The sequence below is a fragment of the Glycomyces sp. NPDC048151 genome (assembly GCF_043202775.1).
Lineage (GTDB): Bacteria > Actinomycetota > Actinomycetes > Mycobacteriales > Micromonosporaceae > Glycomyces.
In genome coordinates this window covers 173,446-197,631 of sequence record NZ_JBIDBB010000010.1, presented here as the reverse complement: position 1 = coordinate 197,631, position 24,186 = coordinate 173,446, and the positions used below count along the sequence as shown (strand labels likewise).

The following is a 24,186-nucleotide window of genomic DNA, read 5'->3' as shown; positions in this document are numbered from 1 at the left end:
CCTGGTTGTGCCCTCGGATACGCCATGGTTATAGTCAACGTTGAACAAGGAAATAGGAATATCGTTCAACCACCCGTGAGGTACCCATGCTCATCGAGACCAAGGGGCTGAAGAAGACCTTCAAGTCCCGCGGCAAGGAGGTCGAGGCCGTCCGCGGCGTCGACCTGGCCGTGAAGGAGGGCGAGGTCTTCGGCCTCCTCGGCCCCAACGGCGCCGGCAAGACCACCACGATGCGGATGCTCAGCACCCTCATCGAGCCCACCGACGGCCACGCCGTCGTCTGCGGCCACGACCTGGCCCGCGAGTCCGCGAAGGTCCGCCGCGACATCGGCTACGTCGGCCAGGCCGGCGGCACCTGGGGCGAGGTCACCGCCCGCGAGGAACTGGTCATGCAGGGCCGCCTGTACGGCATGTCGAAGAAGGCGGCGCAGGCCCGCGCCGTCGAGGTCCTCGAGTCGTTCCAGCTCGGCGAGTACGCCGACCGCAACGTCAAGACCTACTCCGGCGGCCAGAAGCGCCGCCTCGACATCGCGCTCGGCATCATGCACGAGCCGAAGCTGCTCTTCCTCGACGAGCCCACGACCGGCCTCGACCCGCAGTCGCGCGCCCACATGTGGGACGAGGTGCGGGCCCTGCGCGACCGCGGCACCGCGATCTTCCTGACCACGCACTACCTCGACGAGGCCGACGCCTTGTGCGACCGGCTCGCGATCATCGACCACGGCGAGATCGTCGCCGAGGGCACTCCGCTCGAGCTCAAGAAGGAGGTCGCGGGGGACGTCGTCGCCGTCGGCGTCGCCGACCGCGCCGACGAGGCCCGGGACCTGTTCGCCGCCAAGGACTTCGTGCGCGAGGTCGAGGCGGGCGCACCCGACCCGGCGACCGGCGTCGCCGTCCTGCGCCTCTACGTCGAGGACGGCGCGGCCGCCCTCCCCGAGCTCCTGCGCGGCCTCGACGCCGCCGCGATCTCCCCGGCCTCCATCGAGCTGCACCGGCCCAGCCTCGACGACGTCTTCCTGAAGCAGACCGGCCGGTCGCTGCGAGAGGAGAAATAACGGTGAAGACCGTCCGCGACACCTGGCTCGTCTACTCCCGGGCCATGAAGCTCAACCTGAAGCAGCCGGTGTGGCTCATCGTCATGCTGGTGCAGCCGATCTACTTCCTGTTCCTGTTCGCGCCGCTGCTCGAGCCGATGGACGGGATGCCCGGCTTCGAGAACGGCGCGATGGAGACGTTCGTGCCCGGCCTCATCATCATGATGGCGCTGTTCGGCTCGGCGTTCGTCGGCTTCGGCCTCATCGCGGAGCTGCGGCAGGGCGTGATCGAGCGGATGCGCGTGACCCCCGTGAGCCGGGTCGCGCTCATGCTCGGGCGCACGCTGTCGACGGTGACGACCACGCTGTTCCAGTCGCTCGCGCTGGTGCTGCTCGCGTCGCTGACCGGGAAGCTCGACATCTACTGGCCCGGCGTCGGGCTCATGCTCCTCATCGTGATGCTGACGGCGTTCATGCTCGCGGCCGTGTCGCTGGGCCTGGCGATCATCCTCAAGAGCGAGGACGCGATGGCGCCGACGATCAACACGCTCGTGCAGCCGATCATGCTCATCTCGGGCATCATGCTGCCGATGGTGATGGCGCCGCAGTGGCTGCAGAACGTGGCCGACTTCAACCCGTTCTACTACGCGGTGCAGGCATCGCGCGACCTGTTCGCCGGCGAGCTGTCGACCGCGGTCGTGTGGCAGGCCCCGGTGATCCTCGGGGCGCTCACGCTCGTGCTGGTGTGGTGGGCGACGAGGAAGTTCGCCCGCGCGGTCGCTTAGGCGCCGCAGCGAACGCGGAACCGCCGCGAGCCGTGAGGCTCGCGGCGGTTTGCTCACTCTTCCGGGTGACATTTTCGTTTACGACGGTAAGAACCGGGGTTTTCTGTCGGACCCGCGCGAAACACTTGAATCGGGGTCGCCCCCCCAGGGAGGGCGGGGGGCTGCCCGGGGGCGGGTTCGGCCCTAGAGGGCCTCCACGCCCGCGACTCCGCGCAGCGCCCCGCGCGTGTCCAGCACCGGCACCCCCGCCGGGAGCGCGGCGGCCTCGTACTCGGCGTGGTTGGTGAGCAGCACGATCAGGTCGGCCTTCGCGGTCGCGAGGTCGACGACGCGCTCGACCTGCTGCGTCCCCACGGACCAGGCCGGCACGTGCGGGTCGTGGTAGGCGAGTTCCGCGCCCGCGGCGATGAGCTTGCGCGCCACCGGCGTCGAGGGCGACTCGCGCTGGTCGGCGATGTCGGGCTTGTAGGTGACGCCGAGCAGGAGCACGCGGGCGCGCGAGAGCGCGAGCCCGTCGGCGTTCAGCTTCGCCATCGCGCGCTGTACGACGTACTCGGGCATGCGGTTGTTGATCTCCTGCGCCAGCTCCACGAACCGGAACGGGTAGCCGAGGGTCCGCACCTTGTACGACAGGTAGTTCGGGTCGATCGGGATGCAGTGCCCGCCGACGCCGGGCCCGGGGTAGAACGCCTGGTACCCGAACGGCTTCGTCTTCGCGAGGTTGATCGCGTCCCACAGGTCCACGCCGAGCTCCTGGCAGAACACGGCCATCTCGTTGACGAGCGCGATGTTCACGTGCCGGTACGTGTTCTCCAGCAGCTTCGCCATCTCGGCCTCGCGCGGGCCCTTTGCCAGCACCACGCGGTCGATGAACTTCGAGTACAGGGCCTCCGCGGCCGCCGTGCACGCCGGGGTGAGGCCGCCGACGACCTTGGGGGTGTTGACGATCCCGTAGACGGGGTTGCCCGGGTCGACCCGCTCGGGCGAGAACGCGAGGTGGAAGTCGACGCCCGGCTCGAGCCCGGACTCCTCGCGGAGGATCGGCGCGACGACCTCTTCGGTCGTGCCCGGGTACGTGGTCGACTCCAGGACGACGAGCGCGCCGCGCTGGACGTGCCGCCCGGCGGCGTGGGACGCGCCGATGACGGCGGCGAGGTCGGGTCCGCCTGCTTCGCCGAGCGGGGTCGGCACGCAGATGACGATCGCCTTCGCGCGGGCCTGCACTGCGGCGTCGGTCGAGGCGGTGTAGCCGCCGCTGAGCATGGCGTCGAGTTCGGCGTTCGAGATGTCGTCGATGTGGCTGGAGCCGGCGTTGAGAGCGTCCACGACCGACTGCGAGCGGTCGAGGCCCACCACGGTGAGGCCCTTGGCGATCGCCGCCTGCGCGAGCGGCAGGCCGACGTATCCTTGGCCGACCACGACCAGGTCGATCGGGCGCGCTGCTCCGTCAACAGTTGCCACAGTGGAGTCCTTTGCGATTCAGAGACGTCTCGGGGTGCTCTGATCAACATTAGCAATGGCGAGTACCACCACCCTGACCAGGTGAGACACAGATATTTGTAGGTCGTGAGTTCATTTCGGCGACATCTTTGGTACAGCCTTTCGTTGCATTGCCGGACTGTTCATCTCTCGCTCGAAAAGAGTTCACCATTCTTTTGGGTCGTGACGGCCAGCGCGAATCGGTTTCTCAATGGCAGCGGAAATCCGCCGTTTACATGCGCGGACGCCCTATCTGCGGCGTGACACGGGTCCTATTCTCCGGCCAATGCGGGTGTGCCGGTGGGGCTACTATCGACCCATGCCCGCTCTGAGCATTGTCATCCCCGTATTCGAGGCCGAGAAGTACCTTCCCGGTTGCCTCGACACCGTCGTCGACGGCGGCGGGGACGAGCTCGAGGTCGTCGTCGTCGACGACTGCTCGCCCGACGGCTCCCGCGCCGTCGCCGAGCGCTACGCCGCCCGCGACGCGCGCGTGCGGGTCATCAGCACCCCGGTGAACGCCGGGTCGGGTCCGGCCCGCAACTTCGGTCTGGCGCAGGCGAAGGGCGACTACGTGTGGTTCGTCGACGCCGACGACGAGCTCAAGCCCGGTGCGGTCGAGCGCGTGCTCGCCGCCGTCTCGGTGCCCCGCCCGCCGGACGTCGTGCTCGTGCAGCACGAGAAGCGCCGCGACACCGGCTTCATCGAGTCGGGCGAGCTGCCCGAGCTCGCCGAGCAGTGCCCGGCCGACCCGTCCGGTTTCACGCTCGCCGAGTGGCCGCGCATCGTCGACTACACGCACACCCCGTGGACGAAGGTCTCGCGCCGGGCGTTCCTGGACGGCACCGGGCTCGGCTTCCCCACCGGCTGGTACACCGACATCCCGTGGACGTACGCGCTGCTGCGCCGCGCCGAGCGGATCGCGGTCGTCGTCGAATGCTGCTACCAGTGGCGCCAGCGCGCCGGGTCGTCGATCACCCGTACCAGGGACGACCGTCATTTCGACGTGTTCACGCAGTGGCAGCGCACGTGGGACGATTTCGAGGACGTCGACGACGCGGGTGTCCGGGTCGCCCTGTTCAACCACATGGTGTGGCATCTGCTGCTGGTCATCGGCAACACCGAGCGGGTCGAGCCGAAGAAGCGCCGCGAGTTCTTCCGCCGCACGTCGGAGCTGTACCGCCGCTACCACCCGGGGCCGGACGCGTGGCGGCCCGCGCAGGGTGTCACGGGTCTGAAGCAGCGGCTGCTGGCGGCCCGCGCCTATGTCGGGTACGAGGCGTTCCGGCAGGTGTACCGGATCGCGAAGCGCGTCAACCGGAACGGGGGGCCGCGGGTGCCGGCGCCGTCGCCGGAGCCGACGGCCTCTGAGGTCGAGGCGTCGTCGGCGAACAGTTCGGTGGGCGCCTCAGTGGCCCAGCATGCGTCGGAGGACGCGTCGGGCCTTGCCGCGCAGCCCACGCTGCCCGCTCCGCGCGTCTCCGGTTCCTGATCCCGCGGTTCCTGAGCCCGCGAACGCTTCGGTGAGCGGCCCGGCGAGTCGGGCGCTGCCCCATACTTTCTCGATGCTGACGTCGAGGTGTGCGGCGCGTGCGGCGGCGGCGGTGCGTTCGAGGGTGACGAGGCCTTCGGGGGTGGCGGCTTCGACGAGGCCGAGCCGGTGCCGGTTGGCGTAGGCGATGACGGCGGTGACGGTGTCGGGTCCGGGCCTGGCTGCGGCGGGCATGCGCATCGTGTAGGGCACTTCGGGGTCGGGCTGGAATGCGTCGGTGAAGCGCACGCGGGGTTCGCCGCTGTACGTCTCGAGGAGGAGCCGGGCGGGGAGGTCGGGGTCGTCGAGCATGGGGTGGCGGCCGGTGTGTGGTGCGGGCCAGTCGCCGGTGAGGGTGACGCGGATGTCGGGTGCGGTGCCGGTCAGGAGTGTGTCCACAGTGGACTCGAGATCGGGGTCCGGTGTGGTTCCGGCGTCGATGACGACGTCGGCGAGGGGGGTGGGCCAGAGCCGGGCGGCCCTGGGCCGCTTCAGGTCGAGTTCGGGGACGCGTCCGGCGATGCGGGGGCGCCGGTAGGCCTTGGCGAGGGCGCCGCGTTCGGCGATCTGGCGCGGGCCGAGGTGCCACGCGGAGGAGCGGTCGTCGGGGACGAACACGGCCCCGGCTTGGTGGAGCCGGTACCCGAAGATGGTGTCGGAGCCGAGGAGGACGTCGGCGTCCATGCCGCCGGAGGCGTCGAAGAGGCTGCGGTGCAGGGAGAACGAGGCGCCGACGAGGACGCGGAAGGCGCGGTGGTCGGCTTGGCGGAGCCCGGCCGCGGCGTCGATGATCTGCTCGGTCCACTGCGGTTCGGAGCGTTCGGTGTCGTACAGGTCGGCCGCTTTCCCCGCCTTGACGGCGTCGTACACGGCGGCCGGGTCGAGGTCGCCCTCGTGGTAGTCGACGAACCGCTTGTGGCCCATGACGGCGAGGTAGTCGGCGGTGTGGTGCCAGCGCAGCTGGGAGGCGACGTGGTCGTCGAAGGCGAGCATGTCGGCGTCGAGGCGGAGGATGACGTCGCCGTCGCTTTGGGCCGCACCGGAGTTGGTGGCGTGCGCGGACGCCCAGCCGCCGGGCAGGGGCGCGACGATGCGGGTGTTGTCGGGCCGGAGGTCGGGGAGGCGCAGGGCGGGGTCGGAGCCGTCGTCGACGACGACGGTCTCGAAGAGCGCGGCCGGGTAGGTCTGGGCGGCGAGGGCGGCGAGGGTGACGTCGAGTTTGTGCTGGTGGCCGTGGGCGGGGATGACGACGCTGACGGTGAGGCGCGGGGTCCAGTCGTCGCCGGGGCGCTGGAGGGGCCCGTAGTCGTTGCCGCGCAGGGCGGGGTTGTCCATGGTCACCGCCGCAGGAGGGCGCGCAGGCGGGCGCGTTGGCGGGCGTCGAAGAGGCGGCGGGCGAGGCGCCGGGCGGCGTCGGGCGGGCCGGGTTCGTACACCGTGGGGCCGGGTTCGCGGGCGGCGAGGCCGCTGTACTGGGCGGCGCCCCAGATGCCGGCGACGGTGGCGTCGAGTGCGGTGCCGCCGGTGATGTGGCGGGCGCGGGCGAACGCGGCGGTGCGTTCGAGGCGGGCGGGGGGCGCGTCGGGGAGTGCGGCGAGGACGAGTCCGGCGTCGGCGCGTTCCATGCTGGCGAGGAGTTTCCCGACGCTGTTCGGGCGCAGGGGGACGGGTTTGGGGAGGAGGAGCCGGTAGGGGGCGGCGGGGTCGGGTGCGGGGGTCTCGGCGGTGACGCGGACGCGCGCTTCGGCGTCGTAGGCCTCTTCGATGAGGCGCTGCTGGGCGCCGTCGCCGGCGAGGATGGATTCGCGGTCCTGGGGGGCGGGGCCATTGCCGTGGACGAGGGTGATGCGGATGTCGCCGTCGGGTCCGGAGAGGACGGGGGCGACGCAGGCGTCGACGTCGGCGGCGGTGGCGTCCTTGATGTCGACGACCATGTCGACGAGGGGGACGCGCCAGGCGCGGGGCGGGGCGGTGCGGCGCATGCCGTGGAGGGGGACGCGCTGGGCGATGTAGGGGACGCGCTGGTGGCGGCCCTCGTCCCATTTCTGGACCATCTGGGGCATGCCGAGGTGCCAGGCGGAGGAGGTGGTCTCGGGGACGAACACGGCGCCGGCCTGGGCGAGGCGGTAGGCGAACTCGGTGTCGGAACCGAGGCGCAGGTCGGTGTCGAGGCCGCCGACGGTCTTGAAGAGGTCGCGGTGGAGGGAGTTGGTGGCGCCGACGAAGACGCGGAAGATCCCGGGGTGGTGCTGGACGAGGCCGCCGGTGTCGGCGATGACGTTCTCGATCCAGTGCGGCTGCGCGTCCTCGACCGCGAAGAGCGCTTCGGCTTCGCCCGCGAGGACCTTCTCGTGGACCTGCTCGGGGGTGAAGCGGCCGGGTTCCCATGCGGTGAAACGCTTGTGGCCGAGGACGGCGAGGTAGTCGGCGGTGTGGTGCCAGCGCATCTGGGCTTCGACGTGGTCGCGGTAGGCGAGCATGTCGGCGTCGAGGCGCAGCAGGACCTGCCCGTCGGCGTGGCCCGCGCCGGTGTTGACGGCGTGCGCGGATCCCCATGACTCGCTTGTGGTGACGACGAGGCGGGTGTGTTCGGGGCGCAAGTCGGGGAGGCGCAGCGGGGGCGTGGAATTGTCGTCGACGACGACGACTTCCATGAGGTCCGCCGGATAGGTCTGGGCGGCGAGGGCCGCCAATGCGAGGTCGAGTGCGGCTTGGCCCCCATACGCCGGTACGACGACGCTTACCGCGAGACTCGGCCGCCAATCACCCGAGGTGGGCGGGTGCAGGGCCCTATAGTCGTTGCGGACGATGCGCGGGCGTTTCGGTGAGTCGCTCATTTCGCGCCCACGATATCCCGGGGCCATTCATGAGGATTGACCGGCTTCCCAGTTCAGCATCTGTTTACGCGACTGAGGACAATTGTTCGCGTTCAATTCAGCATTATTGCCATTGGACACGCGAAGATCTGGGCGGAATGCAACCTGGAGATGAACGGACGAGATGCACAGAGCTGAGGAGACCGCGCGATATCCGGGCCGGCTGACCGACGACCTCCTGGTCCGGGCGGGGGAGCGGGCGCCGGGGACGATGGCGGCGACGGCGCTGCGGACCCGTTCTCCCGGTGCGCGTCACCTGCTGGCGCGGGCCGCGTCGCGCGGGACGGACCTGCCGGGCCTCATCGCTGCAGCGCATCGCGGCGGGCGGGGCGCGGCGCGGGAACTCGGGGTGAACGCGGAGGCGCTGGCGTCGCTGGCGTCTGTCGTCGGTCTGCAGTTCGGGGGTGAACAGGACCGGCGGGACGCGTTGGCGCTGTTCGACTTCGCGCTGGAGGCGGGCGGTCCGCGGCGTGTCGGCCCGCGAGAGGCGATGGTGCACGCCCAGTTGGCGTACGTGCTCGGGGACGCCGGGCGGGCGCGGTCGCTGTTGCGCCGCTACGGGAGGCGCCTGCCCGCGCTGGAGCGGCACGCGCTGGCGGCGGACCTGGCGCACCCGGATGCCGGTGGCGGCGAAGGCGCTTGGCTGCGGCGGTTCCGTGCGTTGACGGGCCGCCCGGACCTGCGGCTCGACCCGGTCGACGGCGGTCCGTGGTTCGACCGGCTGCGCGCGGCGTCGGCCGACACGGTGCCGGGGCCGCGGATCTCGGTGGTGATGACGGCGTTCCGGCCGGGCCGGGCCCTGCTGACGGCGGTCAGGTCGCTCGTCGAGGGCGTCTGGTCGAATGTGGAGGTCGTCGTCGTCGACGACGCCTCCGGGCCGGGGTTCGACGCCGTGTTCGACGCGGTCGCGGCCCTCGACGACCGGGTGCGCGTGGTCCGCAGAGAGGTCAACGGCGGGACGTTCGCGGCCCGCAACACCGCGTTCGACGTGCTCACCGGGGATTTCGTGACGGGCCTGGACTCGGACGACTGGGCCGCGCCGGGGCGGCTGGCGCGTTCGGTCGCGCCGCTCCTGGCCGACCCGGACCTGCAGATGACCGTCGGCCGGGCGTTCCTGTGCAACGAGGACCTGACGGTGACGCGCCCCGGGCGGGTCCTCACCACGGTGTCGACCGCGTCGATGATGTTCCGCCGCAGCGTGCTCGACCGGGTCGGCTACTACGACGAGATCCGCAAGGGCGCCGACACGGAGTTCCTGCACCGCGTCGGGGCGGCGTTCGGCGACGATTCGGTGCGCCGCCTCCCCGTGTGCGACACGGTGATGCGGCAGGCCCCCGGGTCGCTGTCGCGTGAGGAGTTCGGGCCCGGCTGGAAGCACCCGGCGCGGCGCGCCTACCAGTCCTCGTACCCGCTGTGGCACGACGAGATCCGCGCGGGCGCCGACCCGTACCTGCCGCGCTCCCCGGCGCGGCGGCCGTTCTGGGCGCCCTACCACGCGGCCGTCGCCCGCGACGCGCAGCGCCCGCGGCACTTCGACGTCGTGTTCTGCCTCGACTGGCGGCCCTTCGGCGGCCCCCAGAAGTCGACGATCGAAGAGGTCAAGGCCCTCAAGGCCGCCGGGCTGCGCATCGCGGTCATGCACCTGGAGTCGTGGCGGCACATGACCGTGGAGGACCGGCCGATGTGCGAGCCGTTCCAGCGGCTCGTCAACGACGGCGCCGTGGAGCAGGTCCTCGTCACCGACGACGTCACGTGCGGCCTGCTCGTGCTGCGCTACCCGCCGATCCTCCAGTTCCGGTCCAGGGAGGTGTCGAACGTGCGGCCCGAGCGGATGGTCGTGCTCGCCAACCAGGCCCCGCACGAACGCGACGGCTCCGACACCCGGTACGTGCCGGACGCGTGCCACGCCAACGCCGCCGACATGTTCGGCGTCGAACCGCTGTGGGTCCCGCAGGGCCCGCAGGTCCGCGAGGCCCTCGCAGGGCTCACCGCGGCCGCCCTCGCGGACTTCGACATGCCCGGGATCCTCGACGCCGCCGACGTCGCCCCGGCCCGCACCGGGTTCCGGTCCTCGCTGCCCGTCGTCGGCCGCCACTCCCGCGACGACTGGACGAAGTGGCCGACCAGAGCCGACCTCCCGCTGGTCTACCCCGGCGACGGCCGCTGGGACGTCCGCGTCATGGGCGGCGCGGCCTCGGTCGCCCGCATCACCGGCCAGGAGCCCCCGTCGGCGTGGACCTGCTACGGCTTCGACGAGACCGACGTCGACTCGTTCCTGTACCAGCTCGACTTCTGGATCTACTTCCCGCACCCGCAGCAGTACGAGGCCTTCGGCAGAGCCGTCCTCGAAGCCCTCGCCGCCGGGTGCGTCACGGTGCTCCCGCCCCGGTTCGAGCCCACGTTCGGCGACGCCGCCCTCTACTGCGAACCGTCCGAAGTGGCCGGTCTGGTGGACGGCCTGTACGCCGACCCCGAGCGGTTCCTCGACCAGAGCGCCCTCGCCCAGCAGCGCGTGCGCGAGCGGTTCAGCCACGACACCTACCGGGCCCTCGTCAAGGACCTCCTCGACCGCCCCGCCCCCGCCGCCCCCGCAACCGCGGAGGCGCCCGCCCAGGCCGAGCCCGCGGCCCTCCGCAGTCCCGCCGCCAGATGAGAGCGCACCGATGAAGCAGAAGCTCAAAGCCGTCTACATCCGGTTCGGCCGGCCCTCCCCGCTGCAGGTCGCGGGCGTCGCCGGCGCCCTCTGGGCCCTCGCGCTGCTCGCCGTCGCCCTCTTCGGCGGCCAGCGCCTGGTGTGGGTCGTCTCATCGCTGATGAGCCTGGTCACGTTGGGCGCGCTGGGGCTGGTGTGGAACGAGAGCCGCCAGACGCGCCTGGAGGCGCGTGCGTCGGCCGAGCGCGCGGAGGTCACGCTGCGCCGCATCCTCGCCGCGTTCGAGGTCGAACGCCTGGCAGCGGAGCGGCGGCGGGCCGCCGAGGGCGACCGCGCGGCCTGACCGGAGGCCTCGGGCCGGACATGAGGAAGCTCTCGGATCTGCCGCGAGCTGCCGAAAACCACCGGGCGGTACTATTGGCGCGCTGTGTCAACCACCTGTCCGGGAGGGCCGCCCCCATGGAAGAGCCGATCATTCAGGCTCGTGACCTCGGGATCTGCTTCGCGAAAGGCAAGCAGAAGAAAGGCCGGGTCAAAGACCTGTTCGTCAGGCGCTCGGCCAACCAGAAGGGCGCCGCGGCGCAGGACTTCTGGCCCCTGCGCCACGTCAACTTCGACATCTTCCCCGGCGACGCCGTCGGCATCATCGGCCGCAACGGCACCGGCAAGTCCACGCTGCTGCGCCTGATCACCGGCGTGCTCATCCCCGACGAGGGGTACGTGCGCCGCGAGGGCCGCGTGGCCCCGCTCATCGCGCTCTCCGCGGGCTTCTCGGGCGACCTCACCGGCCGCGAGAACGTGAACCTCGTGGGTGCGCTGCACGGCATGAGCAACAAGGAGATCAAGGCCAAGTACGACGAGATCGTGGACTTCTCCGAGCTGGAGGACTTCATGGACACGCCGTTGAAGCACTACTCCTCGGGTATGAAGGTGCGTCTGGGCTTCGGCGTGATCACGCAGCTGCCGCACCCGATCCTCCTCGTCGACGAGGCGCTGGCCGTCGGCGACGCCGCGTTCAAGCGCAAGTGCCAGGCGGTCATCGCGAACCTGCTGGACCAGGGCCGCACCCTCGTGTTCGTGTCGCACTCCGAGGGCGACCTGAAGAAGTACTGCAAGCGCGGGATCTTCCTGGACGCGGGCACGCTGGAGACCGACGGCACCGTCCAGGAGGCCCTGGACGCGTACAAGGCTGCCGAGAAGCGCGACGCGGACGCGAAGGCCGAGAAAAAGAAGCGCGAGGCGGCCGCCAAGGCCGCCGCGGAGCAGGCCGCCGCTCCGGCCCTCGTCCCGGGAGCGGTCGAGGCGGCCACGTGAGCCGAGCCGTCATCCTGCCGGCTCCGGGCGGCCACGCCGACATAACCGAAGACCAATCCGTGCTCGACCGGCTCATCGCCGAGATCCGCGAGGCCGGCTGCGACGACGTCACCGTCCTCACCAGGCCCGGCACGGACCGGCCGGTGAAGGCCGCGCAGATCGAGTCGGCCGACGCCGACGCCGACCTGCGCCACCTCGCCGATCTGGCGTTCGCCGGTCAGGGCGCGCTGTTCGTGGCGTGCGCCGACCTGGTCGCGTCCCCCACGACCGTGGCGGCGGTCCTGTCGGACTCGTCGCGGCGTTCGGGCGTGCTCGTCGGCGGGGACGACCCGGCGGCGGCGCCCGTGCACTGCGAGCGCGGCCTGGTCACCGGGCCCGGCCCGGGGCCGGTGCGCCTGGGCGGGCTCCTGAAGGTCTCGGCCGCGCACCTGGCGCGGCTCAAGCGGCACTGGCCGCGCCGCGCCGAAGGGGACGCGTTCGCGTCGATGCTCGCCGCGCTCCACGCCCGCGCGATCCCCGTGAACGCGTACCGCACGGACGGGCTCGAGCACCGGCAGGTCGCCACGGCCGAGGAGGCCCTGGCGACCATCGCGGCGTTCGAGGCCGTCGACATGGACGCGTGGCGGCTCAGGAACGCCGTCAAGCACGACGACGACTTCTTCGCGACGTACGCCGTCTCGACGTGGACGCCGAAGCTGGTGAAGCTCTCGGCGCGCCTGGGCTGGACGCCGACGCCGATCACGTGGGTGTCGATCGCGCTCGCGGTGGCCGCGGCGGGGATCTTCGCGACGGGCTGGTCCTGGTGGTACGCGGCCGCCGCGGCGCTCATGTACTTCAGCTTCGTGTTCGACTGCGTCGACGGGCAGCTCGCGCGCTACACCCAGAACTTCTCGTCCTTCGGCGGCTGGCTCGACATGATGGCCGACCGCTCGAAGGAGTTCCTGATCTACGCCGGGCTCGCCGCCGGGGCCGTCGCGGGCGGCGCGTCCGCGCCCGCCGCGTGGGGCCTGGCGATCGCCGCCATGGCGACGCAGACGGTCCGGCACACCGCCGACACGTGGTACGCGGTCCTGCTCGACACGGCCGTGGTCCGCCAGGCGCGCAAGCGCGAGTCCGCGCCGCCCGTGGGGCGCGCCGCCCACCTCGGGCAGCGGCTCGGCTCCGCGTCCGAGCAGGTCATGGGCGCGCACCGGACGCCGCTGTACTGGATCAAGCGGACGATCGTGGCGCCCGTCGGCGAACGCTGGCTGCTGCTGGCCGTCGCCGCCGTCGCGTTCGGGCCGCAGATCGCGCTCACCGCGCTGCTCGTGTGGCAGCTCCTGGCGCTCGGGTACACGACGGCGGGGCGCACGCTCCGTTCGCTCGCGGCCCGCACCGCCGCGCTCCGCCGCCCCGACCGGGCCGCGCACCGCGACGACGGGCCGCTCGGGAAGCTCGTGCCGCGCAGCCCCGTCGGCGGCGACATGACGCCGTTCGCGGCCACCGCGGCCGCCGTCCTCGCCGCCGCCGCCGCTGTGCTGGCGGCCGCGCTCGGGACGCCGCCGTGGGTGCCGTTCGGGCTCGCCGCGCTCGCCCTGGTACTGGCCGCCTCGGTGGCGCGCACCGACCACGAGGGCCTGCTCGACTGGTTCATCCCGGCCGGACTGCGCGCGGTCGAACTCGGCGTCATCAGCGCCGCCGGGATCACCGCGGGCGTGTCCTGGCCGGTCCTGTACACGCTCCTCACCGTGATCGCCCTGTACTTCTACGACCTCGCCGCGGGTCTGGACAAGGCCGCCTCCCCGGTGGCCCGCCGCGACCTCGGCCTCGGCTGGCCCGCGCGGTCGCTCATCGCGATCGCCGCCGCCGCCGTCAGCGTGGCGACCGTTCCCGCAGTGGCCACTGTGGTCTACGGGGTGCTCGCGGTGTACGTCGCCGCCGTGTTCGTCGGCGCGGTCGTCGCGGGCACTGTCCGCGCCTCCCGCGCGGCCGCCGCCTGACCCGCCCCCCGCCGCCGAAACCCCCGCCGCCGCACCGCGAACGGGCTCGATCGGACCGTCATGCTTGACCGCCAAGCGAACTCGTTCGGGTTACATGCCCCGACAGGCGAGCGCCGCTGGTGTCCCACGACTAAGGTGTACCTGTGCGCAAGTTCCGGCTCTCGCGTCTGGTGCTCGCCTCCACGGCGATTGGGGTGGCGGGCCTCTTCTCCCTGCCCGCGGTCCTGGACGCCACGGCCGCGGACGGAGCCGCCGAAAGCCATTCCGCCATTTCCCATGTGGACTGGACGAACGCCGACGAGACCTACCCGGTCCCGCCCGGCTCGCCCACGCCCAGCCCCAGCTACGACGGCGACGGCACCTCCGACCCCCACTCCACGGACTCCGGCGGCGACGGACAGGGCCCCGACCCGTCGAACGGCGGCGCGTCCCCCGAGTCAGGGCCGCGCGACCCCGGCGGGGACGACAGCGGCGGCGGCCTCCTCGACCTCGCGTTCCCCGCGCAGGCGGGCATGAGCGTCGGCCTCCTCGCCCTCGCGTTCCTCGCACTCCTGCCGGGCCGCAAGATGCCCGCCGACCTGCGTTAGGCCCGCTCAGAGCGCCGTGTATGTGTAGCCGCGCCGCGAGAACTCCGCGAAGATCGACTCGAGCGCCCCGCACATGTCCTTCTGGTTCGACGCGCCGTCGTGCAGCAGCACGATCGCGCCCGGGCCGCTGCGGTCGAGGACGTGGTCGCGGATCTCTGCCTCAGTCGTCCGGTTGTCCCAGTCCGACGGGTCAACGGTCCAGTGCAGCGACTCCATGCCCATGTCGGCGGCGACCGCGATCGCCCGGTCGGTCCACTGCCCGCCCGCGTGCCGGAAGTACTTCACCTCGGCGCCGGGCGCGGCCTTCGTGATCGCGTCGTTCGTGCGCTGCAGGTTCGAGCGGATCTCCTCCTCGCTCTGCTTGCCGAGGTCGAACTCGTGGAACCACGAGTGGTTGCACAGGGTGTGGCCCTCGCGGGCGATGTCGGCGACCAGCTCCGGGTAGGCCTCCGCGTACGCCCCGATGAGGCAGAACGTCGCCTTGACGCCCTGCTCGCGGAGCATGTCGAGGACTTTCGGGGTCCACTCGGGGGACGGCCCGTCGTCGAAGGTCAGCGCCACCCGGTCGTCCCCGGTGTGGTTGCGGGTCCCCAGCGGCCCGTCGTAGGTGTTCGCGGCCGGCTCCGCCACGGGCGGCGGCGGATCCGAGGGCGCGGGGGACGGAGTGGACGACGTCGCCGGATCCGATGCCGGCGCGTCCGACTCGGCAGCCGAGGAGGCGGGCGCTTCGGGCTCCGCCGTGTCCCCTGCCTCCCCGTCGCCCTCGCTCGCGGGCGCGGGGGACGCCGAGGCAGTAGGCTCGGTCGCGGTCGTCGCGCTCGCCGGGGGCCGCTCGCCTTCGGGCCAGACCCAGGCGAGCGCCAGCAGCAGGGCGGCAGCAGCTGCGATGCCCAGTTTGTGACGACTCATACCGAGATTGTAAGTGTGCTGGGCCACATTTCGCGGAAAGCTGGAGGGGACATGCGACTCGTCGTCGGCATCACCGGAGCGACCGGCGCGATCTTCGGCGTCCGCCTCCTCGAAGCCCTCCGCGACACCGGCGGCGTCGAGACCCACCTGGTCATGAGCCGCTGGGCCCGCACCACGCTCCGCCTCGAGACCCCTTACACGCCAGCGGAGGTCACCGAGCTCGCCGACCACTCGTGGGGGCCGGGGGAGCAGGCCGCGCCGATCTCCTCGGGGTCGTTCCGCACCGACGGGATGGTCATCGCGCCGTGCTCGATGAAGACCGTCGCGGCCGTGCGCACCGGCTACACCGAGGGCCTGATCGGGCGGGCCGCCGACGTGACGCTGAAGGAGCGCCGCCGCCTCGTCCTCCTGGCCCGCGAGAGCCCGCTCTCGGAGATCCACCTGGAGAACCTGCTCGCGCTCTCGCGCATGGGCGCGGTCGTGCTGCCGCCGGTGCCCGCGTTCTACAACCGGCCTGAGACGATCGAGGACGTCGTGGACCATGTCGTCGCCAGGACGCTCGACCAGTTCGGACTCGAGCACCCGCGCGCGCGGCGCTGGGACGGCCTGAAAGGCACTGAGCCGGAAGAGGAGTAGCGGTGGACACGCTGATGTGGGAGGCCAAGGCCGCCGGAGGGCGCGGGGCCGAGCTGCTCCGCTGGGTGCTCGACGAGGGCGTGCACGCCGTCGCCGACCCCGGGGTGCGCACCGAGGTCTTCATCGCGGGGGAGCGCGTCGTCGTCATCGCCGTCGGCCAGGGCACGCCCCGCCGCCTCCCCGACCCGCCCGCCGAACTCGTCGAACGCCCCCCGCACGCCTGGCCCTTCACGCGAGTGAACGTCACGCCCTGATCGAACCGGGCCCTGTCGGACCCGCAAGGGAGCATTGACATCGGGGGGTCCCCAGGATGTCCGTTTTGCGGGCAAGCGCCGTGAACCGCCCAAACGCCACGGGCGTTGTCGGACCCTTCCGGGAGTATGGAAAACGGGGGTCCCCAGGGCGCCCGGTTTGTGCGCAAGCGCCGCGAACCGCCGGAAACAGCGAACCGCCCGGCGCGTCAGGCGCGCCGGGCGGTTCGGGGATTCGCGGCCTTCAGTCTAGCGGCCGATGCCCTGATAGGACCAGCCGTGCCCGCGCCACCGCACCGGGTCGAACGCGTTCATGCCGTCCAGAATCCGCCGCTCGGCGACCTGCTGGCCCAGCGCCTCCGGGTCGAGCGTGCGGAACTCCTCCCACGGCACCATCGCGCACACCACGTCGGCGCCCGCGACCGCCTCGGCGAGGGTCTTCACGAACGACAGCTCCGGCGCGTACGCCTTCGCGTTGTCGATGCCCTCCGGGTCGTACACGACCACGTCGGCGCGGGCGGCCCGCAGCCGCCGCGCGATGTCCAGCGCGGGCGAGTCGCGGATGTCGTCGGTGTCGGGCTTGAACGTCGCGCCGAGGTAGGCGATCCGCACCCCCGACAGGTCCGGGCCGTTCGGGCCCGAAGGCCGCCCGGCGAGGTTCGCGACGGCCCGCACGGTGTGCGCGCGGCGGCGCGTGTTCACCGAGTCGACCTCGTCGAGGAACCGGAACGACTCGCCGACGCCGAGCTCGCCGGCGCGCGCCGACAGCGCCCGGATGTCCTTGGGCAGGCACCCGCCGCCGAAGCCGATGCCCGCGCGCAGGAACCTGTTGCCGATGCGCTGGTCGTAGCCGATCGCGCGGGCCAGGTCGACGACGTCGGCCCCGGCGGCCTCGCTCAGGTCGGCCATGGCGTTGATGAAGGAGATCTTGGTGGCCAGGAACGCGTTCGCGGCGACCTTCACGAGCTCGGCGGTCGCCAGGTCGGTCTCGACGACGGGCACTTCGCGGTCTTCGACGGCGGCGAGTTCGAGGATGCCGCGGTGCACGTCCTTGAGCAGCTGCGAGGCCCACTCGGACTGGGCGGCGTAGACGATCCGGTTGGGGCGCAGGACGTCGTGCATCGCGTTCGACTCCTGCAGGAACTCCGGGCTCCAGCCGACCTCGACGCCGAGCCCCTCGGGCGCGTGGCGGTCGACGAGCTCCTGGACCCACTGCGCGGTGCCCACGGGCACCGTGGACTTGCCGACGATGAGGACCTTGCGGCTCAGGTGCTGCGAGAGGTCGACGACCGCTTCCTCGATGTAGGAGAGGTCCGCGCCGTGCTCGCCCTTGCGCTGGGGGGTGCCGACGCAGATGAAGTGGACGTCGGCGAAGTCGGCGACGGCCTTGACGTCGGTGGTGAACCGCAGGCGCCCGGACTCGAGGTTCTTCTTGAGCAGCTCGGGCAGGCCCGGCTCGTGGATGGGGAGGACCCCGGTGTTGAACGACTCGATCTTGGCGGTGTCGACGTCGTACCCGATCACCTCGTAGCCCAGCTCTGCGAAGCAGATCGCGTAGGTCGCCCCGAGGTACCCGCAGCCGATGAAGGCGATGCGGGGCCGGGTGGTGGTGTTCTGCGAGGGAGTCGGGTTCGCGTTGACCATCTGGTGCCCTGTCTGTTCGTTCGGCGGGCTCGCCCCGCGGGGGCGGCGCCCGTGCGTCCGTGCGGTGGATCCGTGCGCGGCGACCTCGAATTGTACGTGAATGCGACTATGGCCTGCGCAGTCGTATATTCGACTTCACGCATGAACTTAGTCCTAAGTTGCGGCGAAGCAGTAGAAAATTCGCGGTGGCGGCCATCACCGGTCGCGTCCTCCGTGGGTTACACTCGATCGGTATTACTCACGAGTAACAAAACGCGGGAGCCACTGATGTCCACCGGGTTCAGCCCCTACCAGCTGCCAGTAGAGTACGCCGACATCCGGGCGGCGGCCCGGGAAGTCTGCGACACGGGGGTCGCCCCGCACGCCGCCGAGGCCGACGCGACCGCGTCCTTCCCCAAGCGCTCCTACGACGCGCTGAAGTCCGCCGACCTCCACGCCCCGCACATCCCCGCCGAGTACGGCGGCGCGGGCATCGACGCGCTGGGCACCGCGATCGTCATCGAAGAGGTCGCCCGCGCGTGCGCGTCCTCCTCGCTCATCCCGGCGGTCAACAAGCTCGGCTCGCTCCCGCTCATCCTCGACGGCTCCGAGGAGCTCAAGCGCCGCTACCTGCCGCCCGTGGCCTCCGGCGACGCGATGTTCTCGTACTGCCTCTCCGAGCCCGAGGCCGGTTCGGACGCCGCTTCGATGACCACCCGTGCCGTACGCGACGGCGACGAGTGGGTCCTCGACGGCGTCAAGCGCTGGATCACCAACGCGGGCGTCAGCGAGTTCTACACCGTCTTCGCCGTCACCGAGCCCGGCGCGGGCGCCAAGGGCATCTCCGCGTTCCTCGTCGAGAAGGGGGACGCGGGCGTCTCCTTCGGCAAGCCGGAGAAGAAGCTCGGCATCAAGGGCTCGCCGACCGCCGAGGTCTACCTCGACTCGGTGCGCCTGTCCGCCGACCGGCTCATCGGCGAAGCGGGCCAAGGGTTCTCGCTCGCCATGCGCACCCTCGACCACACGCGCGTCACCATCGCCGCGCAGGCCCTCGGCATCGCCCAGGGCGCGCTCGACGCCGCCACGAGCTATGCCGCCGAGCGCGAGCAGTTCGGCAAGCCGATCGCCGCGTTCCAGGGCGTCCAGTTCCTCCTCGCCGACGCGGCCATGAAGATCAGCGCCGCGCGGGAGCTCACGTACGCCGCCGCCGCCCGCTCCGAGCGCGGGGACGGCGACCTCACCTACTTCGGTGCGGCCGCCAAGTGCTTCGCCTCGGACGCGGCCATGCAGATCACCACCGACATGGTGCAGGTCCTCGGCGGCTACGGCTACACGCAGGACTTCCCGCTCGAACGCATGATGCGCGACGCCAAGATCACCCAGATCTACGAGGGCACCAACCAGGTGCAGCGCATCGTCATCGCCCGCGAGCTGCAGCGCGGCAAGGCCTTCTGAGCGACCATCTGGTGGAGGGCCCGGACCGTTCACCGGTTCGGGCCTTTCCTGTCACCTTGCGGGGCTTCCGCATTCGAAGTCCTTTCGCATAGGCTTTCGGACATGAGTGAACCTCTGCACCACGCCCCCCGCCGCCGCAAGCTGACCTCGCTGGCGCTCGCCCTGCTCACCGCTACCGGGCTCCTCGCGTTCGCGCCCGGCGCTGCGCAGGCCGCCGCCGCGCCCGCCGACCACTGCGTCGTCAACCTCTCCACGGGCGAGACCACCTGCGCTGCAACCCAGGCCGGGGCCCTCGCCGCCGACGCGGCCGCCGCCGAGGACGTCGGCATCATGTCCGTCACCCTCATCACCCTCTACGACCGCACCAACTACGACCCGGCCGGCGGCACCCGCTCGTTCGTGGCCGACGGCAGCTACACGTGCTCCGCCGCGTACTCGCCCGTCGAGTTCAGCGTGGACTACCTCGACGCCGCGAACTGGAACAACCGCGCCAGCTCCGTCCACACGTACCGCTCGTGCGACATCAAGCTGTGGGACACCGTGACCCTGTCCGGCGCGTCCTCGACGTGGATCGACAACCTCGCGAACCTCGACACCATCGGCTGGGCCAACCGCGCCGGGTCGTACCAGATCAGCTAGTCCGAAGACGTGGGAAGGCCCGGGCCACAGGTCCGGGCCTTCCGTCTACGCTTCGGCCTCCACCGGGGCCGCTTCCTGCCCGGCCTCTTTGGCCGCCTTGCGTTTCGGGGCCGCCAGGACGAGGGCCCACACGGCCGCGAGCAGCAGGTACAGGCCCGTCACGACCGGCCACGGGACCGCGAAGTTCCCCAGGAGCGTGCGCAGGTTGAGCGCGATCACGAGCATGCCGATCGTCGAACCGAGCTTCGCGGTGGGGATCTTGCGGGTCAGCCAGGCCGCCAGCGGGGCCGCGGCCATGCCGCCGACCGCCATGCCGACGACGATCGGCCACAGCACCGTGAGCGTGTCGGGCACGGCCAGCCAGAAGCCGATCACGGCCGCCGCCGACGCGAAGACCTGCGCGGTCGAGACCGAGCCGACGACCCGGTGCGGCTCCAGCCGCGAGGTCGTGAGCGTGATCGGCATCGTCACCGGGCCCCAGCCGCCCCCGCCGACCGCGGCGAGGAACCCGCCGACCAGGCCAGTGGGGATCGCGAACCCGGACCGGACCGGGCCGTGGCCCGCGCCCCGGCCCTTCACGAAGCGCCACACGATCACCGCGCCGAGAATGATGAGGATCGTGCTCGTCACGGGCGTCGCCGCGTCCAGGCGCGTCAGCGACGCCAGCGCCCACGCCCCGGCGAAGCCGCCGACGGCTCCGGGGATGCCGAGCTTCAGGGTGGTCGGCCAGTGGACGTTCTGCAGCTTGTGGTGGGAGGCGGCGCTGACGGCGCCGGTGGCGATCGTCGCGACGTTCACGGAGGCGGACGCGACGGCCGGGGCGATGCCGAGGCCGAGGAGGAACGTCATGGTGATGGTGCCGAAGCCCATGCCGAGGCTGCCGTCGACGAGCTGGGCTACGAAGCCCGCGGCGACGGAGGAGAGGATGGTGGTCGCGAACAGCACGCGCGGCTCCCTCGGGTACGGATGGCCACTGAATAGTCCACTAGATCTGTAGGAGAAGTCAACGAGTGCCCACGCTTCGGGACGCCGGAGCGCGTCGGATGTGCGACACCCCGCCGGCACCCGTCCGTCCCCTCATCATCCCCCGCCCCGGCGGCCCCCGTCCCTCACACCCGGGCCGATCGCTTTTGGAGGCCTCCGCCACCCGGTCAGGGGCCGGATGCGCCCTTCGAGACCCGGGTCATAGCGTGGACGAACCGACCTGGTTACGCTCGCGTAACCGCCATTCACGTGGTCGCACCAACCCGAGGGCCTGCGAACCGCACAGGCAGCCTTAATGCAGAGGAGCATTCGATGGGTAAGAAAGTCACGGTCGTCGGCGCCGGATTCTACGGCTCCACCACCGCCCAGCGCCTGGCCGAGTACGACGTCTTCGACGAGGTCGTCCTGACCGACATCGTCGACGGCAAGCCCGAGGGCATCGCCCTCGACATGAACCAGTCCCGCACCATCGAGGGCTTCGAGACCAAGGTCGTCGGCGCGACCACGGACAACGACGGCAACGGGTACGAGAAGACCGCCGGGTCCGACGTCATCGTCATCACCGCGGGCCTGCCCCGCAAGCCCGGCATGAGCCGCATGGACCTCCTCGAGGTGAACGCCAAGATCGTCCGCGGCGTCACCGAGAACCTGGTCAAGCACTCCCCGAACGCCGTGATCATCGTCGTCTCCAACCCGCTCGACGAGATGACGGCGCTCGCGCAGCTCGCCTCGGGCTTCCCGAAGAACCGGGTCCTCGGCCAGGCCGGGATGCTCGACACCGCGCGCTTCACCAACTTCGTCGCCGAGGAGCTGCAGGTCCCGGTCAAGTCGGTCACGACCCTGACGCTCGGCTCGCACGGCGACACCATGGTCCCCGTCCCCTCGCAGTCCTCTGTGGACGGGAAGCCGCTCGCGGACCTCCTCCCGGCCGAGAAGGTCGACGAGCTCGTCGAGAAGACCCGCAACGGCGGCGCGGAGATCGTGGCGCTCCTCAAGACCGGCTCGGCGTACTACGCCCCGTCGGCCGCCGCCGCCCGCATGGCCAAGGCCGTCGCCGAGGACTCCGGCGCGGTCATGCCCGTGTGCGCGTGGGTCGACGGCGAGTACGGCATCTCCGGCGTCTACCTGGGCGTGAATGCCCAGATCGGCGCCGAGGGCGTCAAGAAGGTCGTCGAGACCTCCCTGACCGACGCCGAGCTCGCGAACCTCAAGGAGGCCGCCGAGGCCGTCCGCGCCAAGCAGGCCGACGTCGCCGGGCTGTAACCCGGTGTTACACCAGCGTGCAAGGGGGCGTCCGCGATCGGCGGGCGTCCCTTTCGCCGTCCCCACCCCGATATCGGATTCGCGGGCCGGGCCCCTGTCGCTAGGCTTACGCCCGTGACCGCCGCAGACCAGCGCCGAACCGACGCCCAGGCCTGGCGGCCCTTCGTGCTGAAGCGGCCGCGCTCGTGGGTGCCCGACATCGCCCTGGCCGTCGCCTTCGTGGCCCTCACCGTCCCGCTCGCGTGGCCGAGCCCGCTGGTGGACCTCGACATCTGGATCCGCGACTTCTCCGACGCGCACCGCCCCGACTGGGCCAACTTCATCGCGGTCCAGACCAACCGGCTCGGGCAGGGCGGCCTGCTCGGCGGCATCGCGCTCGGCCTCGCCGCGATCATCGCCTGGCGCGGACGGAACGTCCGCCCGCTCGTCGCGTTCCTCGTCGCCTACGGCATGGCCGGGGCGGTCCTCGTCCTCAAGTACACGCTGCCGCGCGTCTACCCGCACTGGCCCCGGCCCGAGCCCGGGCCGTACGCCGAAGCCGCGCAGGCGGTCCTGTTCACCTCGCTCGAACCCTCCGGCGCGTACCCGTCGGGGCACGTGCTCAACACGATCATCTGGTACGGGTTCATCGTCCTGCTCGTCGGCGCGCACCTGAAACCGTGGGTGCGCGGCCTCATGCGGATCGCGCCGCCGATCATCGTCATCTTCTCCACGACCTACGTCAGCTTCCACTGGTTCACCGACACGCCGGGCGGACTCGTCCTCGGCTTCCTCATCCTCCGCACCGTCCAGCGCATCCCGTGGGACACAGTGGAACTCCCGTTGCTCCTCGAACCCGAACGGCGCTATCGCTGAGCGGCTTCCCGAAACCTGCGCACGGTATCTTCGACCCATGCCCACACCGCCGCGCGAGCGGCCGACCCTCCAGCGCAGACTCGGACTCCCGTCCGCGATCGCGATCGGACTCGCCTCGATGCTCGGGGCGGGCGTGTTCGCCGTCTGGGCCCCCGCCGCGGACGCCGCCGGATCCGGGACCGGACTCCTTGCGGCCCTGGTCGTCGCCGGATTCATCGCCTACTGCAACGCCCGCTCGACCGCGCGCCTCGCCGCCCTCCACCCGCAGGCCGGAGGCGCCTACGTCTACGGCACGCGCCGCCTCCACCCCGCCGCCGGGTTCACCGCGGGCTGGGCGTTCCTCGTCGGCAAGACCGCCTCCGCCGCCGCCATGGCCCTCACCCTCGGCGCGTACCTCCTGCCCGACCACCCGCGCGCCCTCGCCGCCGCGGCCGTCGTCGCCTTCTGCGCCATCAACCTCCTCGGCGTCCAGCGCACCGCGCTCGCCTCGGCCGTGTTCGCCGCCGTCACCCTCGCCGTGCTCGCGGCCGTCGTCCTCGCCGGGACCGCCGGGCCCGTCGCCGCCCAGGAGACGGGCGACGCCCACCCGTGGGGCGTGCTCACCGCCGCCGGGTTCGTGTTCTTCGCCTTCGCCGGGTACGCCCGCATCGCGACCCTCGGCGAAGAGGTCAAACGCCCCGAGCGGACCATCCCGCTCGCCGTGCCGATCGCGCTCGCGGTCACGTTCGCCGTGTACCTGCTCGTGGCCGTCACCGTCCTCAACGTCCTCGGCGCCGACACCCTCGCCGACTCCGACGCGCCGCTCGCCGACCTCGCCGGGGCCAGCGCGCCCGCGCTGAAACCGGTCGTCGCGATCGGCGCGGGCGTCGCCGTCGCCGGGGTCCTGCTCAGCCTGCTCGCCGGGATCGGCCGCACCGCGCTGGCGATGGCGCGCGACCGGCGGCTCCCCGGCGCCCTCGCGGCGGTGTCGGAGCGGTTCGGGGTGCCGTGGGCGGCGGAGGTGGCCGCGAGCGGCCTCGTCCTCGTCCTGGTGTCCACACTGGACTTGGCGGGCGCGATCGGGTTCTCCAGCTTCTGCGTGCTGGTCTACTACGGGGTCGCGAACGCCTCGGCGGCGACGCTCGACCGGCGCGCCCCGCTGCCGTGGCTGGGGCTCGCCGGGTGCCTGCTCGTGGCAGCGAGCCTGCCGGTGGCGTCGGTGCTCGGCGGCCTGGCGGTGTTCGCGGTCGGCGCGGGCTGGTACGCGCTCACTGAAAGCCGCGCCCGCAAAGGCTGACGGGCTGGGTCCGCGTGATCGCGCCGATCCGGCACGCCCGCAAGGCATCGCGATCCG

At 71.7% G+C, this 24,186-nt stretch carries 21 protein-coding genes; 15 read left to right on the top strand and 6 right to left on the bottom strand.

The window, feature by feature from the left end:
* Positions 1–86: 86 nt before the first annotated feature.
* A complete protein-coding gene (locus tag ACGGCP_RS23655) occupies positions 87–1,055 on the top strand; it encodes an ATP-binding cassette domain-containing protein (protein WP_392970012.1) in 969 nt (322 codons plus the stop codon).
* 2 nt (positions 1,056–1,057) lie between these two features.
* Positions 1,058–1,819, top strand: a complete 762-nt coding sequence (locus ACGGCP_RS23650) for an ABC transporter permease (protein ID WP_392970010.1) — start codon at positions 1,058–1,060, stop codon at positions 1,817–1,819.
* 183 nt (positions 1,820–2,002) lie between these two features.
* On the opposite strand, the gene ACGGCP_RS23645 is transcribed toward ACGGCP_RS23650, so the two are convergent.
* Entirely contained in the window at positions 2,003–3,280 is a 1,278-nt protein-coding gene (locus tag ACGGCP_RS23645; protein WP_392970007.1) for a nucleotide sugar dehydrogenase, read from the bottom strand.
* Between the two features lie 337 nt (positions 3,281–3,617).
* Here ACGGCP_RS23645 and ACGGCP_RS23640 point away from each other — a divergent pair, with 337 nt between their 5' ends.
* Entirely contained in the window at positions 3,618–4,790 is a 1,173-nt protein-coding gene (locus ACGGCP_RS23640; protein ID WP_392970004.1) for a glycosyltransferase family 2 protein, read from the top strand.
* Here ACGGCP_RS23640 and ACGGCP_RS23635 read toward each other — a convergent pair.
* Together ACGGCP_RS23635 and ACGGCP_RS23630 are read right to left on the bottom strand one after the other, a co-directional pair.
* Positions 4,707–6,164 carry a glycosyltransferase gene (locus ACGGCP_RS23635; RefSeq protein ID WP_392970001.1) on the bottom strand — a complete coding sequence of 486 codons (1,458 nt, stop codon included), beginning with the start codon at positions 6,162–6,164 and terminating at the stop codon, positions 4,707–4,709. The genes ACGGCP_RS23640 and ACGGCP_RS23635 overlap by 84 nt on opposite strands.
* 2 nt (positions 6,165–6,166) lie before the next feature.
* Positions 6,167–7,666, bottom strand: coding sequence for a glycosyltransferase (locus ACGGCP_RS23630; RefSeq protein ID WP_392969998.1), 1,500 nt, complete (start codon positions 7,664–7,666; stop codon positions 6,167–6,169).
* 163 nt (positions 7,667–7,829) lie between these two features.
* Here ACGGCP_RS23630 and ACGGCP_RS23625 point away from each other — a divergent pair, with 163 nt between their 5' ends.
* The 5 genes from ACGGCP_RS23625 to ACGGCP_RS23605 all read left to right on the top strand — a co-directional run bounded on the left by ACGGCP_RS23625 (position 7,830) and on the right by ACGGCP_RS23605 (position 14,238).
* Positions 7,830–10,358, top strand: coding sequence for a glycosyltransferase (locus ACGGCP_RS23625; RefSeq protein ID WP_392969995.1), 2,529 nt, complete (start codon positions 7,830–7,832; stop codon positions 10,356–10,358).
* 10 nt (positions 10,359–10,368) lie between these two features.
* Positions 10,369–10,701 (top strand): hypothetical protein, encoded by a 333-nt coding sequence (locus tag ACGGCP_RS23620; RefSeq protein WP_392969992.1) that lies wholly within the window; start codon positions 10,369–10,371, stop codon positions 10,699–10,701.
* A 116-nt stretch (positions 10,702–10,817) separates the two neighbouring features.
* On the top strand, positions 10,818–11,672 hold the full coding sequence (locus tag ACGGCP_RS23615; protein ID WP_392969989.1) for an ABC transporter ATP-binding protein: 855 nt from the start codon (positions 10,818–10,820) through the stop codon (positions 11,670–11,672).
* Positions 11,669–13,651, top strand: a complete 1,983-nt coding sequence (locus tag ACGGCP_RS23610) for a CDP-alcohol phosphatidyltransferase family protein (RefSeq protein ID WP_392969986.1) — start codon at positions 11,669–11,671, stop codon at positions 13,649–13,651. Before ACGGCP_RS23615 ends, ACGGCP_RS23610 begins: the two co-directional genes overlap by 4 nt.
* 143 nt (positions 13,652–13,794) lie before the next feature.
* Positions 13,795–14,238 carry a hypothetical protein gene (locus tag ACGGCP_RS23605; protein WP_392969983.1) on the top strand — a complete coding sequence of 148 codons (444 nt, stop codon included), beginning with the start codon at positions 13,795–13,797 and terminating at the stop codon, positions 14,236–14,238.
* A 6-nt stretch (positions 14,239–14,244) separates the two neighbouring features.
* On the opposite strand, the gene ACGGCP_RS23600 is transcribed toward ACGGCP_RS23605, so the two are convergent.
* Complete coding sequence (locus ACGGCP_RS23600; protein ID WP_392969980.1) at positions 14,245–15,147, bottom strand: polysaccharide deacetylase family protein; 903 nt, start codon at positions 15,145–15,147, stop codon at positions 14,245–14,247.
* A gap of 51 nt (positions 15,148–15,198) precedes the next feature.
* On the opposite strand from ACGGCP_RS23600, the gene ACGGCP_RS23595 reads away from it, so the two are divergent.
* Together ACGGCP_RS23595 and ACGGCP_RS23590 are read left to right on the top strand one after the other, a co-directional pair.
* On the top strand, positions 15,199–15,783 hold the full coding sequence (locus ACGGCP_RS23595) for a non-oxidative hydroxyarylic acid decarboxylases subunit B (protein WP_392969977.1): 585 nt from the start codon (positions 15,199–15,201) through the stop codon (positions 15,781–15,783).
* A 2-nt stretch (positions 15,784–15,785) separates the two neighbouring features.
* Positions 15,786–16,037, top strand: a complete 252-nt coding sequence (locus ACGGCP_RS23590; RefSeq protein ID WP_392969974.1) for a hypothetical protein — start codon at positions 15,786–15,788, stop codon at positions 16,035–16,037.
* A 246-nt stretch (positions 16,038–16,283) separates the two neighbouring features.
* On the opposite strand, the gene ACGGCP_RS23585 is transcribed toward ACGGCP_RS23590, so the two are convergent.
* Positions 16,284–17,678 carry a UDP-glucose dehydrogenase family protein gene (locus ACGGCP_RS23585; RefSeq protein ID WP_392969971.1) on the bottom strand — a complete coding sequence of 465 codons (1,395 nt, stop codon included), beginning with the start codon at positions 17,676–17,678 and terminating at the stop codon, positions 16,284–16,286.
* A 267-nt stretch (positions 17,679–17,945) separates the two neighbouring features.
* Between ACGGCP_RS23585 and ACGGCP_RS23580 the strand changes: the two genes are divergently transcribed.
* Positions 17,946–19,112, top strand: a complete 1,167-nt coding sequence (locus ACGGCP_RS23580; RefSeq protein ID WP_392969968.1) for an acyl-CoA dehydrogenase family protein — start codon at positions 17,946–17,948, stop codon at positions 19,110–19,112.
* A 102-nt stretch (positions 19,113–19,214) separates the two neighbouring features.
* Complete coding sequence (locus ACGGCP_RS23575; RefSeq protein WP_392969965.1) at positions 19,215–19,751, top strand: hypothetical protein; 537 nt, start codon at positions 19,215–19,217, stop codon at positions 19,749–19,751.
* Positions 19,752–19,796: 45 nt separating this feature from the next.
* Here ACGGCP_RS23575 and ACGGCP_RS23570 read toward each other — a convergent pair whose 3' ends face one another.
* Positions 19,797–20,696 carry a sulfite exporter TauE/SafE family protein gene (locus ACGGCP_RS23570; protein ID WP_392969962.1) on the bottom strand — a complete coding sequence of 300 codons (900 nt, stop codon included), beginning with the start codon at positions 20,694–20,696 and terminating at the stop codon, positions 19,797–19,799.
* Positions 20,697–21,047: 351 nt separating this feature from the next.
* On the opposite strand from ACGGCP_RS23570, the gene mdh reads away from it, so the two are divergent.
* From mdh to ACGGCP_RS23555, 3 genes are all read left to right on the top strand, one after another.
* Positions 21,048–21,998: a malate dehydrogenase gene (gene mdh, locus ACGGCP_RS23565; protein WP_392969959.1), complete on the top strand. Its 951-nt coding sequence runs from the start codon at positions 21,048–21,050 to the stop codon at positions 21,996–21,998.
* Between the two features lie 114 nt (positions 21,999–22,112).
* Positions 22,113–22,853 carry a phosphatase PAP2 family protein gene (locus ACGGCP_RS23560; protein WP_392969956.1) on the top strand — a complete coding sequence of 247 codons (741 nt, stop codon included), beginning with the start codon at positions 22,113–22,115 and terminating at the stop codon, positions 22,851–22,853.
* 37 nt (positions 22,854–22,890) lie between these two features.
* Positions 22,891–24,129 (top strand): APC family permease, encoded by a 1,239-nt coding sequence (locus tag ACGGCP_RS23555; RefSeq protein WP_392969953.1) that lies wholly within the window; start codon positions 22,891–22,893, stop codon positions 24,127–24,129.
* The last annotated feature ends 57 nt before the right edge of the window (positions 24,130–24,186 follow it).